Annotated in this window: 20 protein-coding genes and 1 riboswitch; of the genes, 17 read left to right on the plus strand and 3 right to left on the minus strand. The window is 36.0% G+C overall.

Going from position 1 to position 17148, the window contains the following annotated elements:
• Nucleotides 1-61: 61 nt before the first annotated feature.
• From ACK3CR_RS09545 to tenA, 10 genes are all read left to right on the plus strand, one after another.
• A complete protein-coding gene (locus ACK3CR_RS09545) occupies nucleotides 62-430 on the plus strand; it encodes a hypothetical protein (RefSeq protein WP_243516476.1) in 369 nt (122 codons plus the stop codon).
• 172 nt (nucleotides 431-602) lie between these two features.
• A complete protein-coding gene (flgM, locus tag ACK3CR_RS09550) occupies nucleotides 603-881 on the plus strand; it encodes a flagellar biosynthesis anti-sigma factor FlgM (RefSeq protein WP_243516478.1) in 279 nt (92 codons plus the stop codon).
• 3 nt (nucleotides 882-884) lie between these two features.
• Entirely contained in the window at nucleotides 885-1358 is a 474-nt protein-coding gene (locus tag ACK3CR_RS09555; protein ID WP_488975297.1) for a flagellar protein FlgN, read from the plus strand.
• Nucleotides 1359-1378: 20 nt separating this feature from the next.
• A complete protein-coding gene (gene flgK / locus ACK3CR_RS09560; RefSeq protein ID WP_243516493.1) occupies nucleotides 1379-2812 on the plus strand; it encodes a flagellar hook-associated protein FlgK in 1434 nt (477 codons plus the stop codon).
• A gap of 13 nt (nucleotides 2813-2825) precedes the next feature.
• The gene (flgL, locus tag ACK3CR_RS09565) at nucleotides 2826-3707 is read left to right on the plus strand and encodes a flagellar hook-associated protein FlgL (protein WP_410914490.1); all 882 of its coding nucleotides are present in this window, start codon (nucleotides 2826-2828) and stop codon (nucleotides 3705-3707) included.
• 81 nt (nucleotides 3708-3788) lie between these two features.
• Nucleotides 3789-4223 carry a flagellar assembly protein FliW gene (gene fliW / locus ACK3CR_RS09570; protein WP_243516504.1) on the plus strand — a complete coding sequence of 145 codons (435 nt, stop codon included), beginning with the start codon at nucleotides 3789-3791 and terminating at the stop codon, nucleotides 4221-4223.
• Between the two features lie 11 nt (nucleotides 4224-4234).
• Nucleotides 4235-4462, plus strand: a complete 228-nt coding sequence (gene csrA / locus ACK3CR_RS09575; protein WP_243516506.1) for a carbon storage regulator CsrA — start codon at nucleotides 4235-4237, stop codon at nucleotides 4460-4462.
• 83 nt (nucleotides 4463-4545) lie between these two features.
• Nucleotides 4546-4803 carry a hypothetical protein gene (locus tag ACK3CR_RS09580; protein WP_243516508.1) on the plus strand — a complete coding sequence of 86 codons (258 nt, stop codon included), beginning with the start codon at nucleotides 4546-4548 and terminating at the stop codon, nucleotides 4801-4803.
• A 41-nt stretch (nucleotides 4804-4844) separates the two neighbouring features.
• Nucleotides 4845-4946, plus strand: a riboswitch (TPP riboswitch).
• A gap of 85 nt (nucleotides 4947-5031) precedes the next feature.
• Nucleotides 5032-6315 carry an acetylornithine deacetylase gene (locus ACK3CR_RS09585; RefSeq protein WP_488975299.1) on the plus strand — a complete coding sequence of 428 codons (1284 nt, stop codon included), beginning with the start codon at nucleotides 5032-5034 and terminating at the stop codon, nucleotides 6313-6315.
• Nucleotides 6312-6989: a thiaminase II gene (gene tenA / locus ACK3CR_RS09590; RefSeq protein ID WP_243516512.1), complete on the plus strand. Its 678-nt coding sequence runs from the start codon at nucleotides 6312-6314 to the stop codon at nucleotides 6987-6989. Before ACK3CR_RS09585 ends, tenA begins: the two co-directional genes overlap by 4 nt.
• Nucleotides 6990-7185: 196 nt before the next feature.
• Here tenA and ACK3CR_RS09595 read toward each other — a convergent pair whose 3' ends face one another.
• Entirely contained in the window at nucleotides 7186-7353 is a 168-nt protein-coding gene (locus ACK3CR_RS09595) for a hypothetical protein (RefSeq protein WP_019394881.1), read from the minus strand.
• Nucleotides 7354-7707: 354 nt separating this feature from the next.
• Here ACK3CR_RS09595 and ACK3CR_RS09600 point away from each other — a divergent pair, with 354 nt between their 5' ends.
• Nucleotides 7708-7962, plus strand: coding sequence for a GlsB/YeaQ/YmgE family stress response membrane protein (locus tag ACK3CR_RS09600; protein WP_019394882.1), 255 nt, complete (start codon nucleotides 7708-7710; stop codon nucleotides 7960-7962).
• Between the two features lie 38 nt (nucleotides 7963-8000).
• Here the strand turns inward: ACK3CR_RS09600 and ACK3CR_RS09605 are convergent, their stop codons facing one another.
• A complete protein-coding gene (locus ACK3CR_RS09605) occupies nucleotides 8001-8810 on the minus strand; it encodes an MBL fold metallo-hydrolase (protein WP_488975337.1) in 810 nt (269 codons plus the stop codon).
• 624 nt (nucleotides 8811-9434) lie between these two features.
• Here ACK3CR_RS09605 and brnQ point away from each other — a divergent pair.
• The 6 genes from brnQ to hpf all read left to right on the plus strand — a co-directional run bounded on the left by brnQ (nucleotide 9435) and on the right by hpf (nucleotide 16180).
• A complete protein-coding gene (gene brnQ / locus ACK3CR_RS09610; RefSeq protein ID WP_243516515.1) occupies nucleotides 9435-10790 on the plus strand; it encodes a branched-chain amino acid transport system II carrier protein in 1356 nt (451 codons plus the stop codon).
• Between the two features lie 410 nt (nucleotides 10791-11200).
• Nucleotides 11201-13054, plus strand: a complete 1854-nt coding sequence (locus tag ACK3CR_RS09615) for an acyltransferase family protein (RefSeq protein ID WP_488975300.1) — start codon at nucleotides 11201-11203, stop codon at nucleotides 13052-13054.
• A 131-nt stretch (nucleotides 13055-13185) separates the two neighbouring features.
• Entirely contained in the window at nucleotides 13186-14673 is a 1488-nt protein-coding gene (locus ACK3CR_RS09620) for a flagellar hook-associated protein 2 (protein ID WP_488975301.1), read from the plus strand.
• Nucleotides 14674-14680: 7 nt separating this feature from the next.
• Nucleotides 14681-15076, plus strand: a complete 396-nt coding sequence (gene fliS, locus ACK3CR_RS09625) for a flagellar export chaperone FliS (RefSeq protein WP_328122175.1) — start codon at nucleotides 14681-14683, stop codon at nucleotides 15074-15076.
• Entirely contained in the window at nucleotides 15073-15417 is a 345-nt protein-coding gene (gene fliT, locus ACK3CR_RS09630; RefSeq protein WP_243516520.1) for a flagellar protein FliT, read from the plus strand. The genes fliS and fliT overlap by 4 nt, the downstream gene beginning before the upstream one ends.
• A gap of 199 nt (nucleotides 15418-15616) precedes the next feature.
• On the plus strand, nucleotides 15617-16180 hold the full coding sequence (hpf, locus tag ACK3CR_RS09635) for a ribosome hibernation-promoting factor, HPF/YfiA family (protein ID WP_243516523.1): 564 nt from the start codon (nucleotides 15617-15619) through the stop codon (nucleotides 16178-16180).
• Between the two features lie 43 nt (nucleotides 16181-16223).
• Here hpf and ACK3CR_RS09640 read toward each other — a convergent pair whose 3' ends face one another.
• Nucleotides 16224-17093: a LysR family transcriptional regulator gene (locus ACK3CR_RS09640; protein ID WP_243516525.1), complete on the minus strand. Its 870-nt coding sequence runs from the start codon at nucleotides 17091-17093 to the stop codon at nucleotides 16224-16226.
• Nucleotides 17094-17148: the final 55 nt, after the last annotated feature.

Genomic DNA, 17148 nt, shown 5'->3' on the forward strand with positions numbered 1-17148 from the left:
AAGGTAACGGCGCGACTTCCTTTTGGGAAGAAGAGCGGAATGAAGGAGCGAAAGGGTAAGAATGTCACAACTATTAAACTGTCCGACGTGTGGAAGTCTGTTTATTCAGAATAGCTTTATTAGTGTTTGTAACGAGTGCTATAAGGAAGAGATTGCTCACTATGAAAAAATAGGAGAGTTTATCCGTAATAGAGACAACCGACTCTTAACACTTGAAGAGATAACAGAAGCTACTGGGGTGCCTATACCGCTATTCTATAAGTTTGTTCGTAAAGGGTGGCTTCAGCTTTCATATTTACCAAATGTATACTACCAATGTGAAGTTTGTCATCAAGAAACGCGTGAAGGAAGGATCTGTAATTCTTGTCGCTATGATTTTAGAAAAGATTTAGAGATTTATGAGCGAGAACAAATTTTGAAAAAGGAATAAAGTTCTAGTTCTTTTGTCATGAAAAAATAAATAAAATGTAGAAAAAAGAAGAAAAATATGTTATTATTACTATTTTTATCATTTCTCTTAAATTCCTTTAAATCCTCTGTTTTTTTACCGATAATAAAAGAAAGATAAGATATAGCGGTAATTATTTCGTGAGGTGAGGAAAATGAAGATTAATCCTTTTCATTCATCAGGAATGAATCCATATCAAAACCAAACTGAAAAACAGAAACAGGTAGAAAGAACTTCTGTTACAAGACGTGATGAAGTTCAGATATCAACTCAGGCAAAAGAACTTCAGAAAACAAATAATTTTCAAAGCGAACGAGCAGAGAAGATTGAACAATTAAAGAATCAGGTCCAGAATGGAATGTATAAGGTTGATGCACATAAAGTAGCGTCTTCACTTGTTGACTATTATAAGAAATTTTCAAAAGGTGAGTAAATAATGAACATAGACCGGTTAGAGGCATTATTGGAAAAGCTTTTGTCACTTCATAAAAGTTTATTACATTTAGCTCAACAAAAAACAGAATGCCTGAAGGAAGAGAACGAAAAAGTGCTCTCAAAGCTAATAAATGAGGAGCAGTCTCACATAAAAGCTATAACAAAACTAGAAGAAGCTCGCCAGCGAGAAGTGTTATTAATATGGGAGGAACCCCTTACACTAGGTGAGATTATCGAGAAACTTCCGCTTCCTCAAAGAGCCAAATATGAGGTGCTGAAGGAAGAGCTGAGTACTTATCTTCTAGCATTGAAAGAGCGTAATGAACTAAATCAGCAGCTTCTTTATTATTCCCTACAAGTTGTGAATATGACTATAGATATGTTCGGAAAGCAGCCTAAAAACTTGAATTATCATAGTTCGCAGAAAGAGCGTCCCTCAGCTCCTAGTCGTTCTATGTTTGATAGTAAAGCATAAAAGAAACGGAGGAAAGACTGATGCGTTCTACATTTCAAGGAATTGAAACATCACTGCGGGCTCTTCATGCTCAGCAAGCAGCACTTCAAACAACCGGACAGAATGTGGCGAATGCCAATACAGCTGGCTATACAAGACAACGAGCAAATTTGCAAGCGACTTCCCCATATCCTTCTGGTGGGATGAACTCGCCGCAAATAGCAGGAACGATAGGAACAGGGGTAGAAGCAAGCTCAATTGAGCGAATTCGTGATCAGTATCTTGATGCTCAATATCGCAGCGGAGAGGCACAAGTTGGTTATGCTGACATGGAAAGTAATATTCTTAAGACTGTTGAAGCAATTATGAACGATCAAGAAGGGTCAGGGCTTTCTGGAGCGATGGATGAATTTTGGAGCTCTCTTCAAGATCTTAGTATTAACCCAAATGATGAAGGAATTAAAACGGTTGTCCGTGAAAAAGCCGTTTCTTTAACAGATACATTCCATTATTTAAATAGTGCACTAACAACTGCACAAAAAGACCTTCAAGCAGAAGTAGATGGAGCCAGAGATGATATTAACTCTATTGCATCCCAGATTGCAGCTTTGAATCAGAAAATTGGTGAACTTGAGCCATCTGGTTACTTGCCAAATGATCTTTATGATCAACGTGATTTGCTTGTTGATAAGCTTTCAAGTTATATAGATATTAAAGTTGAGCGCACTTCGTCAGGCAGCGGAGCTAATAGAGCCGCTGCAGGTATCTATATGATTAAGATAGCTGGAAGCAGTGAAGCACTCGTACAAGGGAATATAGCAAATAAGATTGAGACAGTTTCTAACGGAAGGGAGCTAGAAATCCAGGTTAATGGTACAACTTTGTCTCCAACAGGAAGTTTTCAAAGTTTAATTCGTAACTTTGGCACAGATCAAAGTATCTATAAAACAACGATTGATCAGCTTGATCAGCTTGCACTAACTCTTGCAACAGAATTTAATAATATTCATGGAAATGGCTACAAACAAGATGGAGAAAAAGGGAGCGACTTTTTTACGTTTTCATCAGAAAATGCTTCAAGCACAATTACACTTTCAGATGACATTATGAAGAGTACGGATAATATAGCAGTTGGAGCTGACGGAAATAAGAAAAGTGATGGAGGAAATGCAGCAAAACTTGCTGAACTTTTAAATCCCAATGTTGGAAATGGAACGATTAGGTCTGCCTATAGTGAAATGGTTGGGGAGATTGGTGTAAAAGTCCAAAATGCTAATAGACTAAGGGAAAATAGTGAAAATATCAGAGATCTTCTTTCAGCAAAGCGAGACAGTGTTAGCTCGGTTTCTTTAGATGAGGAAATGACAAATATGATTAAGTTTCAACATGCATATAATGCAGCAGCAAGGAGTATGACGGTCATGGATGAGATGCTTGACCGAATCATTAACAATATGGGCGTTGTTGGCCGCTAGTGGAGGGAAAACGATGAGAGTAACACAGTCCATGATTTCTCAACATACGTTGCGTAATATGAGCAACAGCTATGAGAAACTAATGAATTTACAAGAACAAGCAACAAGTGGTAAGAAGTTGAACCGTCCATCTGATGACCCAATCGGTACTGTTAAAAGCTTAAATTACCGAACAAATTTAAACGAGAATAACCAATATAAAGAAAATTTTACAGAAGCCTACAAGTGGCTTGATAACAGCGATGGTTCTCTAGAAGAAGCAAATAAAGTGATGCAACGAATACGAGAGCTTACAGTGAGTGCTTCAAATGGAACAAAACTTGAAGACGAGCGAGAAGCTATTAGACTCGAAGTGAGCGGACTAAAAGAACATCTTGTTTCAATTGCGAATAAAAACATTGAAGGAAAGTTTCTTTTTAACGGAATAAATACTGGACAAGCGCCAGTAGATAATAAGAGTGGAACAATTGTTGTAGGAACTAGTGAGAAACCAATATCGATTGAACTGTCTAAAGGTCTTTCAATTGATGTTAGTACTGATGGAACGGGCGTTTTTAGTCAAGCTTTCTTTGATAATCTCACAAAGCTTGAAAAAAGTTTAGCAGAAGGTTCATCAGGGGAGGAAATTGGTGATCAACTTTCTGCAATGGATGAAAATATTAACGCTATTATAAGTGCTAGAACTCTCATCGGAGCTCGTACAAACCGTCTGGAAATTATGGAAACACGTTTAAACGAGCAAGGAGAACTTCTTGAAAAGAAACTTTCAGATGTAGAAGATATAGATTTTGAAAAAGCAATTATGGACCTACAAATGCAGGAGACTGTTCAGCGGGCAGCATTAGCTGTGGGAGCTAAAATTATGCAGCCAAGTTTAGTAGACTTTCTAGCATAATAGACAATAAAAAAGCTCGGCATTCGCCGAGCTTTCTGTTTAGAAATGTCAAAAATAACAATACTATAAAGTGGTGAAAAGATGAAAATAGCAACGAAATATCATGGGGAAATAGAAGTGAATCGAGAAGAGGTGATTACTTTTTCGAAAGGTATTCCTGGTTTCTTAGGAGAAAAGAAATTTACTCTTTTACCTCTCAATGATGAAGATGTCTTCTTTTTACTTCAGTCTTTAAAAACACCAGATTTAGCTTTTGTGATTGCAGATCCGTTTGCTTTTTATAAAGAATATGACTTCAACTTAGCTTCTCACTATATGACAGAACTTGATATTACCTCAGAGAAAAATGTAATGGTCTATGCTTTTGTAACAATGATGGACCCATTCCTGGAGTCTACTATCAATTTACAAGCACCGCTTATTTTAAATCGTGAACAAAAAAGAGGAAGACAAATTATTTTAACAGGCACGGATTATAAAACTAAACATCCACTCTTTCAGAAGATGGTGAAGTAGGGGGAATCTTTTTGCTTGTCTTAACAAGGAAAGTTGGCGAAAGTATCCGCATTGGAGAAGATATTGAACTGAAAATTGTAGATATTGATGGGGAACAAATTAAACTAGGGATCAATGCTCCCAAACATATTGAAGTTCATAGGCAAGAAGTGTACGAAGCAATCCAAACGGAAAATGAGCAAGCTGCAAGTCTTAAAGAAAATGTTATGAATATATTTAAGAATATGAACACTCCTTAAAAGGCTTTTTTAATAAAACGAGGCGACGTTCCTATATCATCCTAAATCTCTTTTTGTTAGTATTTCTATAAAGGAGGAACGCAATGTCTTATGGAAATTACGAACGAAATCTATCACTTTTCGTTATAGGTTTATTTTTTGCTTTCTTGACCGTTTTGTTTCCCCTTCTTGCGCTTATAACGTCGAGGGAACTTTTTTTAGACTTGATGGGTGTGACACTAGGAATTTCTCTTATCATTTGGGGTTTACATAAACTGAAAAGTTCAAAGGGAAAAGGACTTAGACGCATTTTAATTGGAGGAGCTATTTTTATCTTTCTTATGATTAAGCTGTTGCCATGAACGTTTGCAATAAAAAAAGTATTATGATAATAATAGAGAAGTAAGACTGCTAGGGGTGCCGTGAAAGGCTGAGAGAGACAAGTGTCTTGACCCTTACACCTGATCTAGGTAATGCTAGCGAAGGGAAGTGGTTGGCGAATTGTTTTATTTAGCATTCGTACATAATCACACCCCTTCACATTGTGAAGGGGTTTTTTCGTTTCCTTCGCTCTAATAAGGAGTGAAAGTATGGAACATATAGAAAAGATTTTAGGGGAAGTAGAGTTAAGAAAAGAAGAGTTAATCTCACTTATTGAGAAACTCGTAAAATTTAAAACGCCTGCCCCTCCTGCCCGTAATACAAAGGAAGCACAAGAATTTGTGGCAAAAAAGCTTAAACAAAATAAATTCGCAGTTGAAATGTGGGATGTTTATGAAAACGATCCAAATGTCGTGGGAGTTAAAAAGGGGAAGGATAGTGAAGAGTATAAAAGTTTAATTATTAACGGCCATATAGATGTGGCTCAAGTGGATGAAAACGAGCAGTGGGAACGTGATCCATTCCTTCCTTTTGTACGAGATGGATATCTCTTCGGCAGGGGAACTTCCGATATGAAAGGTGGATTAGGGTGCGCTCTTTTTGCATTAGAATTATTGGAAACTCACGGGATAGAACTCCCTGGTGATGTAATTTTTCAATCTGTGATTGGAGAGGAAGTAGGAGAAGCAGGAACAAAACAGTGCTGTGAAAGAGGGTATAGTGCTGATTTTGCACTTGTTGTAGATACAAGTGAAATGGTTATTCGTGGTCAGGGCGGCGTAATTACAGGATGGATTACGGTAAAAAGTGATCAAACGTTTCATGATGGAACAAGACGACATATGATTGCAGCGGGAGGGGAAACGGTCGGAGCGAGCGCAATTGAGAAAATGATGAAAATTATTAACTGGCTCAATGAACTCGAAAGACATTGGATGGTCACAAAAACTTATAATGGTTTTCTCCCTGGAACAACAACAATTAATCCTGCTGTTATTGAAGGAGGAAGACATCCTGCTTTTGTAGCTGATGAGTGTCGTCTATGGATTACAGTGCATTTCTATCCAAATGAAACCTACGAGAGTGTAACAAAAGAAATTGAAGATTATATTTTAAGAATGTCTCATGGTGACCTATGGTTAAGGAATCATCCCCCAAGCTTTAGGTGGGGGGGAGCATCAATGATCGAGGAAAGAGGAGAAATATTTCCTGCACTTGAAATTGATGAAACTCATGATGGAGTGAAAATGCTTCAGCATATCCACAAAGAGGTTTTGAAAAAACAAGTTGAAATAGAAATGTCTACCTCTGTCACAGACGGAGGATGGTTAGGGGAAGCAGGAATCCCAACCGTTATTTATGGACCAGGGGAAACAAAGTATGCACATGCTATAAATGAGCGAGTATCAATTGAGAGTTTAGTAGATTTCACAAAAGTATTAATTGAATTTATTTATAACTGGTGTCATACAAAAAAGGGGGAAAACAAATGATATTCTGTGAAGAACTTTATGCAAAAGCCAAACACATTTGGGACGCAAATCATAAGCATCCATTTGTTCAAGGGATCGGTCATGGTACTCTTCCAAAAGAAAGTTTTCGTCATTATATGATTCAGGACTATCTCTATCTCATTGACTATGCAAAACTTTTTGCACTTGGAAGTGTGAAAGCGACTGATGTTGAAACAATGGGTAAATTTGGAGAGATCTTGCATTCTACGTTAAATGTCGAAATGGATCTTCATCGGCAATATGCGAAAAAATTTGCTATTTCAGAGGAAGAGCTTGAAAATGCTCAGCCTGCTTCCTCAACACTTGCCTACACACATTATATGCTGCAAGTTGCGCAAAATGGTACACTTGCCGACCTTGTAGCAGCTCTTCTTCCTTGCATGTGGAGCTATAACGAAATTGGAAGGGAATTGGCTAAAATTCCAGGAGCTCTTGAACATGAATTTTACGGAGAATGGGTAGAGATGTACAGTTCAAAGGAATTTGGTGAACTTTCAAATTGGTTAAAAGACTTAATGAATAAATTAGCAATAGGAAAATCAGAGGAAGAAAGAAAGAAACTAGAGGAAATTTTTCTAAATACAAGTCGATTTGAATTTCTTTTTTGGGATATGGCTTATCGCGGAGAAACGTGGCCTGAAGATATTCAATAAAAAAGGCACCGTTCATTGAACGGTGCTAAACTTTGGCGTGAGCGAAATATATTATTAAGAGTAAATAGCGTTAATAATCTACTATCTCTACAATTCGTTTCAAAATTACATTTTTAAATTTTCAAAAGTTTCAATTGATGGAACTCCATAAGGGTAATGTAAAGTTTATACCTTTAAAGGGGCCCATGTCCTAAAATTAAACAGCCGCCTTTTCAACGATGAATTCGTCATTATAATAAATAACTTGAGAGAGAATCTTGCAAGAGCAGTTCTCTAACTTTCCTAGCGCTTCCTTTGCCTCATGTTCATCGTCAAACTCGTACATTTTTACGTCTTGGTCTGCATAAACAGTAATTACCCACACGTTTTGTTTTCCTCCCTTTTTTGAATTTAAAAGATAAATTGTTTACCTTTTGATGCTATCATACGCCCTTTAGTAATTAATGTAAACCATAAAAACAATCTTTCTATAAAAGTTCATAAATTCATTTTGGTCATTATATTTATAGTAAAAAGAATGTCAAAGAGAGTCACGATGAATGTGAAAAAAGTTCTCATTACAAAGAAGTTTAAATAGAATTAAAGTTGAAGAAAAAGAAAAACTTTCAATTTTACTATAGGTTTAATTTCTATGTGCTCAATGATGTTTTTAAATTTTCCTTCTGGGTATACTTTAACTAAGCAACGAAAACAATCTTGATAAAGGAGGAGATAAGACATGTCGTGGTTATGGACAATTATTGTTGGTGGCATTATCGGTTGGCTTGCAGGAATTTTAACAGGTCGTGATGTCCCAGGTGGAATTATTGGAAATATTATTGCTGGTTTTATCGGAGCCTGGTTAGGTTCACTTATCTTTGGTAGCTTTGGCCCGACTGTTGGCGGTTTTGCCCTTATCCCTGCAATTATCGGTGCCGTCATCCTAGTTCTAATTGTTAGCTTTGTTATGAGAAAGATGCGACACGCATCATAATAAAAAAGAGTTTCCCTTAAAGGGAAACTCTTTTTTATTTATATATTTAATAGTGAGCCATCTAAAGCCTTAATGTAGCGCTCGGCTGATCGTTGTACAGCTCTATTGGCATCTTCCTTTACACTTCGGTGGAAAGCATTGTAAAGTCGATCAAAATGTAAAGGCTTTAATTGTTCTACCATTTCGCTCACTTTAGAGGCTGGGAGAGGGATTAGATTTGGATAGCTATACATAAAGCTAACCCAGCGTTGATCTGCTACAACTTGAACAATATCTCCTGTAAGTAAGACACCATCTTCATTTTCCCAATGCAGTACAGCGCCTCCTTTAAAATGTCCTCCTAAGCGGTAAAGCGTAATATCCTGACTAATCTTTAACATCGAACCTTCCCAAAAAACGATATGTTCACTATCCCTCATAACCCACTGTTTGTCATCACGATGAATATAAAGGGGAACATTAAATGCCTCTGCCCACTCTACTTGAGTTGAATAATAATGAGGATGGGACAAGGCAATAGCATGAATTCCTCCTAGGCTCTTAACGTGCTCTATAGTTTCTTCATCAAGATAGGAAATACAGTCCCACAAAATATTCACCTCTTTTCCTTGAAGAAGATAAGCGGTTTGGCCAATGGCAAACGCGGGACTTGTTTTAATACTATAAAGGCCTTCTTCAGCTTGAGAGAAGATATTTCGGTATGAAGAGTCCTTTAGCTCTTCAAGTGTTGTCCACGATTGTCCATTAGGATTCACATACTGTCTTTCATCGTTGCAGATTATACACTTTTTAGGTTGTTGAATATTGTCATATTGAACACCACATGTCGTACATATATAAAACGTAATGTGAATAACCTCCTTTTTTATCTATACTTTTATATTACATGAAGAGGAAGGGAGAATTAAGAATAAAGAGGAAAAAAAGTAAAATTTATGTAGTTATAAGTCTCTTGCTTCCTTTCAGTTCTTATTACATATTTCAAACTGAAATAGTTTTTTGGATAAACATCTCAGTGCAAGAAAAACAGAATATCTCTTAGAATGAAAGACGTTCCAACACAAAGCATTTTATGAATCAGAAATTCATTGAAAAAATCATACAAGTATTAATTTGTAGTTGAAAAAATAGGTTTTACCAAGAACCTTTTTACTAAATAAAGAATTATTGGGAATGATAAAATGAGATGGAAAGGGAAAAGAGGCGAGCTTGTTTTAGTACAAGAGAGGTTCTTTTTCAGTAACTGCAAAGAAATATATGAAAAATTCTGGTTCTTTAGTCCTTTTGTTTGTGAGATTTAAAGCGCTTTCTTTTGGAAAAGGAAAAATAAAACTAAAATTATATATTGAAATACCGAAATTATACGTATATAATACGTTAATAGTTCTTAAAATTGTGTTCGATTATAATTTTCGGAAAATTTTAATTGTTTTCTACAATAATTAATTTTAATTCTCACGGAGGTTTTGAATATGTCAACTAGAGTACCGACTTCCTTTGTTGTTGTTATCGGTCTTATGCTTTTTGCTCTCTTCTTTGGAGCAGGAAATTTAATATTCCCAGCCATGTTAGGTCAAACAGCGGGAGAACACATTTGGTCTGCAAACGCTGGATTCCTTGTAACAGGCGTTGGTTTGCCGTTACTTGGTGTACTTGCTCTTGGCTTTTCTGGTAAGGATGATTTACAGTCACTAGCAAGCCGCGTAAATCCTGTTTTTGGACTTGTTTTTACGGTTGTTCTTTATTTAGCAATTGGGCCTCTATTTGCAATGCCAAGAGCAGGAACAGTGTCATATGAGATTGGAGTTCATCCATTTGTACTTCAATATTTAGGTGAAGATGCAGGATTCTGGCCACTTCTTGTTTTTACGGTTATTTTCTTTAGCATTGCGTGCTTTTTTTCACTAAATCCTGCGAAAATTGTCGATTTAGTAGGAAAAATATTGACTCCATTGAAGTTAACCTTTATTGGGATTTTGGTTCTTGTAGCTTTTATTAATCCTATTGGGCCTTTCCAAGCGCCGCGTCCTGAATATATGACACATGCTTTTTCTAAAGGATTCCAAGAAGGGTACTTAACAATGGATACGTTAGCATCTTTTGTATTTGGGATCATTATTATTAATGCAATTAAACAAAAGGGAGCTAAAACAAAAGGGCAAATCATGAAAATCTGCGTGCAGGCAACCGTTATTGCAGCCGTGATTTTAGCTGTAATTTATACCGCACTTTCTTATATGGGAGCATCAAGCGTTTCAGAGCTTGGTCACTTAGATAATGGTGGAACAGTATTAGCACGTGTTTCAGATTACTATTTCGGTTCTTATGGCGCTATTCTTTTAGGACTTATGATTACTGTAGCTTGCTTAACAACAAGCGTTGGCTTAATTACAGCTTGTTCAGCTTTCTTCCATAAGTTATTTCCGGCTGTTTCATATAAAGCTATTGCAATTACTTTATCTGTATTCAGTGCAATCATTGCTAATATTGGTCTTACTCAGCTTATTGCTATTTCAGTTCCAGTATTAACGATTATTTATCCACTAGCTATTGTGCTTATTTTCTTAACATTTTTACATCCTTTATTCAAAGGGAGAACAGAAATTTATCAAGGTAGTTTAATTTTAACATTTATTGTTAGTCTTTTTGATGGGCTGGGAGATGCGGGGGTTCATATTACATTTATCGACAATCTTTTCGGAAGTATTTTACCGTTATACTCAATTGGTTTAGGATGGATTGTTCCAGCAATTGTTGGAGGGGTAATTGGATATATTGTAAGTCTGCTTGTATCTAAAAGTTACTATAAAGAAGAGACAAGCAATTAAGGTTCAATAAGAGAGCAGCTAGAACATTTTCTAGCTGCCTTTTTTATGGAAAAAAAGGTCTTTTTGTTATGTGAATTGATTAGTGACAAATGTTAATTTTACCTATATTATGGTAAATAAGAGTGGGGCTTAAGACTTATTATTGAAAATGGGATGAAGTTTAATTACAGAAAATATATAATGGAAAAGGAGTCTTTTTGAGACCTCTTTTTTGTTGATATAGTTTGTAGAAGAAGGGTAAAAGGTATACATAATTGTCAGTCAGAATATATTTAAAAATCACATCAGACCTTATCTCCGTTCCTTAAAATAACTTACGCTAAAATGAAAATTCTTTTTTTATTACATTAATGTGAACAATTTTTGTACACAACAGGGAGAAACAGAAAGGGTTATTGGAGGAATTTATATTGAGCAACAAAACGCATCATCGATATGTCTATGGACTAGATGGACTTCGAGCGTTTGCCGTGTTATCAGTTATTGCTTATCATCTGAATTTTAGTTGGGCCAAGGGAGGATTTCTCGGAGTTGATGTTTTCTTCGTGCTGTCCGGGTACTTGATCACTTCTATTATTTTACCTTCACATGGAAGCAGACTAACATTTGATTTTCGGGACTTTTGGATAAGACGAATTCGCCGATTACTTCCTGCAGCATATGTAATGATTATTGCAACCGTTGTATGGGTTGTCTTATTTAAAGAAGAACTGTTAGCAACTGTACGCGGAGATGCTGTATCATCTTTATTTTATACGAGCAACTGGTGGTTTATTTTCCATAAGCTTTCATACTTTGATAGCTTTGGATCTCCTTCACCATTAAAGAATTTATGGTCTTTAGCGATTGAAGAACAATTTTATTTACTATGGCCAATATTGTTAGCGGTTGGCTTCTATATTTTTAAAAGAAGAAGTGTAGTATCATGCGTTGTTCTCGTTGGGATTCTGATCTCAGCAATGTCAATGGGAATGCTTTACGAACCAGGCATGGATCCTAGCCGTGTTTACTATGGTACAGATACACGTTCATTTGAGCTTTTGGTTGGCTGTTGGTTAGCGCTTGTTTGGCCATTGAAAAGGCTCTCAACAAAAGAACTTCCTGTGAAAGTGAGAAAAATATTTAACGGAGTAAGTATTGTTTCTTTCCTTATTATTATACTTTGCTTCTTCTTTGTTAGTGAATATCAAACGTTTGTATATCAAGGTGGAATGCTACTGTTTTGTTTAAATACGGCAATTCTTGTTGCATGTATTTGCCATCCAAGCAGCCTTCTTGGTAAATTGCTATCTTGGAAGCCATTAAGATGGATTGGTTCACGTTCATATGGAATCTATCTCTGGCATTATCCAATTATTGTACTTACAACGCCTGTAGAAGAGATTGGTACACAAAATTATTGGCGTATTGCTTTGCAGCTATTCGTGACTTTTGTTGTAGCAGAGTGGTCATATCGAATGATTGAGATGCCGATTCGTAAAAACGGGTTTAGACAATTTTTCAAACGCTATATTCCAACAACAACACTAACGTGGAAAAAGCTTTCTATTACTCGCAAACTATCAACAGTAGCTATTTTTCTCATTGTACTTGTATTTACAGCTGGTGTAACGGGTCTAGCTAAGGGAGAAGTAAGACATGAAACTCCAAAGAAAACGAGCGTTAAGGTTTCTCCAAATCAAAATGAAGAGGAACACGCTGTAAAAGAGAAAGAAGAATCTCAGCAATCAAAAGACACAGATTCAAAAGAGAAGGAATCAGAATCCTCTACAGCGGATGAGCAAGAGAAGTCATCAAATCCCCCTGAGAAGATATTTGCAATTGGAGACTCTGTTATGCTTGATATTGCAGGAAATCTCCATGAAAAATATCCAAATATCACAATTGATGGGAAGGTTGGAAGACAGCTTTATGAGGCAATTGAAATAGCCCCTTCATATGCATCATTTAATAATAAAGATTCTGTTGTTGTTATTGAGCTTGGAACAAATGGTTATTTTACAGATGAACAGATTGATAAATTACTATCATATTTCGATGAAGCGAATGTTTATCTTGTAAACACACGTGTTCCACGTTCATGGGAAGATCAAGTTAATAAAACACTAGCTAAAAAAGCCAAGGAGTATAAGAACGTAAAATTAATAAATTGGTATAAAGAATCCCTAGAGCACCCCGAGTATTTTGGGGGAGATGGAGTTCATCTTACCCAAAAAGGATCAGAGGCATTAACTGAACTTATTCAGGATGCTGTGAATGAATGAAAACCAAGGCCATAAGAGTGGTCTTGGTTTTTATTTTTTTTGGGAAAATACGGATTATAATTCGAGCTAACTTCCTATTAAAAAGAAAAAAGAAAAGCCGATATAAATAAAAATACCTAGGCGGTGAGGAGATGACTGGAATGAGGATCAGTGGATTAGCAAGTGGGATTGATACGGAGAGTATGATTGAGAAATTAATGACGGCTGAGCGTGTTCCACTTAATAAATTAACAGGGCAGAAGCAAACTTTAGAATGGCAACGTGATCAGTACAGAGAGATTAATACCTCATTAAATGAATTAAGTAACTATACTTTTGATAATATGATCCTAAGTAGTACATTTAACAAGAAAGTAGTTACTTCTTCTGAGGAAGAAAAGGTTACAGCAACAGCAGTAAACGCTAGCCAGAATATCTCTACTCAACTAGAAGTTAAACAGCTTGCGACTTCTAGTCGATTCAAATCAAGTGGTTTTACTTCTTCATCAGCTGCCCAGGAATTAAAATTCACAGTAAAAGATCCAGGAAATACAGAATCCCGAGAGGTTTCACTTTCTATTAAAGCAGGAGCAACAGCTGATGATGTTGTAAAAGCAATTAATAGTTCAAGTTTGGGCGTAAGAGCTATGAATGAACGAATTCTAGATACAACAATTGGTCAGTACGTTGAAACACTTGTATTTGTAAACAATAAGACAGGAACTGGCGGAGAAATTAGGGCTGCAGATAGTTCCACAAGTTCATATATGTCTGATAATCTAGGGTTTCAACTAAACGGTACAGTACTTCAACAAAGTGAAAAAGGTAAGGATGCAATCGTTATCATAGATGGGTTTGAAATGCAAAAAACAACAAATACTTTCGAAATGAATGGAATGAAGTACACTTTAAAAGGAGTGACTAACACTCCTGTTACCATTTCCACATCTACAGATGTTGATGGTATTTTTGATAAAATTAAAGAATTTATTACGGAGTACAATGAAACAATTACTAAGATTAATGAAAAAGTGGGAGAAACTCGTTATCGTGACTATGCACCACTTACAAGTGATCAAAAGAAAGAGATGTCTGATAAAGAGGTTGAACTGTGGGAAGAAAAAGCAAAAAGTGGACTTCTTCGTAGTGATAGTATATTGTCGAATGCTTTAAATAGTATGAGGTCTGATTTTTATACATCAGTACAAGGTGGATCTTTTGGCATTGATCACTTATCTGAGATTGGAATCACAACAACAAAGCAGTATCGTCTTGGTGGTATCTTAGAAATTGATGAAGCAAAGCTCAAGAAACAAATTGAGGAGAACCCACAAGCCATTTCAGAGTTTTTCTCAAAAAACGGTAATACATATGATACCCAAGGAATTGCAGTGCGTCTTCGTAATACAATAAAGGATACCATTACAACAATTGAAAAACGAGCAGGAAATACAGGACAGTCTGATACTCAATATACAATTGGGAAAAGCCTTAATGATCTTGATGAGCGTATTAATAATTTTAACGACCGTTTGAAAATGATTGAAAATCGCTATTGGAGTCAGTTTACAGCAATGGAGCAAGCTATCCAAAAAGCAAACTCTCAGTCTTCTTATTTATCACAATACTTCATGCAGTAAAGGAGAAATAACCATGAACAATGCTTATCAAGCTTATCAGCAAGGCGCTGTTAATACAGCAACCCCTGGAGAGTTGACACTTATGCTCTATAATGGTTGCTTAAAGTTTATTCGTAGAGCAAAGACAGCAATTGAAAATGGGGAAGTAGAAGAAAAAAACAAAAACTTAATTAAAGCTCAAAATATTATTACAGAACTGATGGTTACACTACGAACAGGAAGTGAATTATCAGATCAGATGAGAACAATGTATGATTATATGAATCAACGTCTAATGAAGGCTAATATTGAAAGCAGTGTAGACATTTTAGAAGAAGTTGAATCTTATGTTATGGAATTTAGAGATACATGGAAAGAAGTTATTCAAAAGACAAGATCATCAAAAGGATATGATCATGAATGAATGCTGTAAAAGAAGCATATAAGTTAACATTAAAACTGCAGCAAGAACTTTCACAAAAAGAGCATGATCGGGATAAGCATATTCAGAATATTGAACAGCTGTTAAATGATAGAGATATTGCTATAAAGCTTATTAAACCACCGTTTTCAGAAGAAGAGAAGGATCTTGGAAGAGCGATGATCAAGCTTAATGACTCTATTGATGAAAAACTACGTGAGATTCGCTTTAACATTTCAAAGGATATTAAAGCGTTGAAAAACCGGGAACGTGGACAGAATCGCTATGTTAATCCATATGGCACAACAAGCCATGATGGCACATTTTATGATAAGAGAAAATGAAGGGGTTTCTTTAAGGACCACTTCATTTTCTTTATGAATTTTTTGTGTCTCCCATTCATTTCTTTTGCAAAGGGAGAAGAGGTATGATAATCTATATAACAAGAAAACTAAATTTTCTAACTATTTTGTAGGTTTAAGAAACAATTTGTCGGGAAAAGAAATAGTAGAGGCATACCTTGGATCAAAAGGAGGAATTCCCATGATTTACAACATTAGAGGGGAAAACATTGAAGTCACTCCAGCACTACGAGAATATGTGGAAAAGAAAATTAGCAAACTTGAGCGCTATTTTGAAGAAGTGCCCAATTCCGAAGCTAGTGTGAACTTAAAAGTTTACAGTGATGGCCAAAGAATAGAGGTTACTATTCCGCTTCATTCTCTTGTCTTAAGAGCCGAGGAAACAAACGATGATATGTATGCAGCTATCGATCTTGTTGTAAGTAAGCTTGAGCGTCAAATTCGCAAGCATAAAACAAGAGTGAATCGAAAATCACGAGAGAAGGGCGGAGCAAAATATGCTTTCGCTGAAATGGAAGGAACAACTTCCACAACGATTCTCGACGAACAAGAAGATGATGATGAATTCGAAGTTGTCCGCACAAAGAGTTTTGACCTTAAACCAATGGATAGTGAAGAAGCCATTTTACAAATGAATATGCTAGGACATAGTTTCTTCGTTTATACGAATGCTGAAACAGATGCGACAAATGTAGTTTATCGAAGAAAAGATGGAAGATATGGATTAATTGAGCCGCAAGCTTAAAATAAGAAAGGACATAGCCTACTAGGCTATGTCCTTTTTAAATTTATGAAGCTTTAAATGTCATTTTTTCTACAAAATTCACGAAAGCTTTAACCATATTAAGTTGCATAGACTCCTCATGATAAAACATCCACGTGTTTCTTAAGATAAGTTCTCCTTGTTTGTTTTGAAGAGGAATTTTATGAAGCATTGGAACATCGTTAAGAGTCATTGTAGGTAAAATTGCGTAACCAAGGCCATTTATAATCATTTTCTTTGCAGTATCTGCCTTATCAACTTCAATGCTTACATTAGGAGGCTGAGGATAATTTTCAACCCACCAGTTTTCGACAAGTGTTCTTAATAACGGGTCCGCTCTGTAATCAATCCGAGGCATTATTGGTAAATTTTCCAACTCCATTTTCTCTTTTGATGCAATACATACTTCTTCTTGAAATAACAGATGTTTTCTATCATTCCAGCTATAATCCCCTTTAACAAATCCAACATGTACACTGCCATTATGAACAAGATTTGTTATAGAACTGCTTTGATCTGTTGTTACTTTAAATTCAATTTTAGGATATTGATCTTTGAACATTTTGAGTAAATCAGGAAGCAAATACTGTGCAAAAAGGTTTGAAACCCCAAGCTTAAGTGTTCCTGTGAAGTCATCTTCCATGTTGAGCACATTTTCCTTTATACTTTGAATGCGTAACAGCATGTCTTCACTGCAATGAGCTAAATACTCCCCTTGTGGCGTGAATTGGACGCCTCGTCTTCCTCTTATAACAACTTGAACTCCAAATTCTTTTTCAATTTGCTGGAGGCGATTTGTCAGTGCAGGCTGTGAGATGTATAAACTCTTAGCTGCTTTGGTAATATTTTTTTGGATGTAAAGCGTACGTAAAATAAGCCAGTCTCTTTCATCCATGTCATCACCTCGATATAAGTCATAGATATTAGTTATGGTTAAATATAAAAATATA

Source organism: Priestia sp. TRM10 (genome assembly GCF_057808375.1).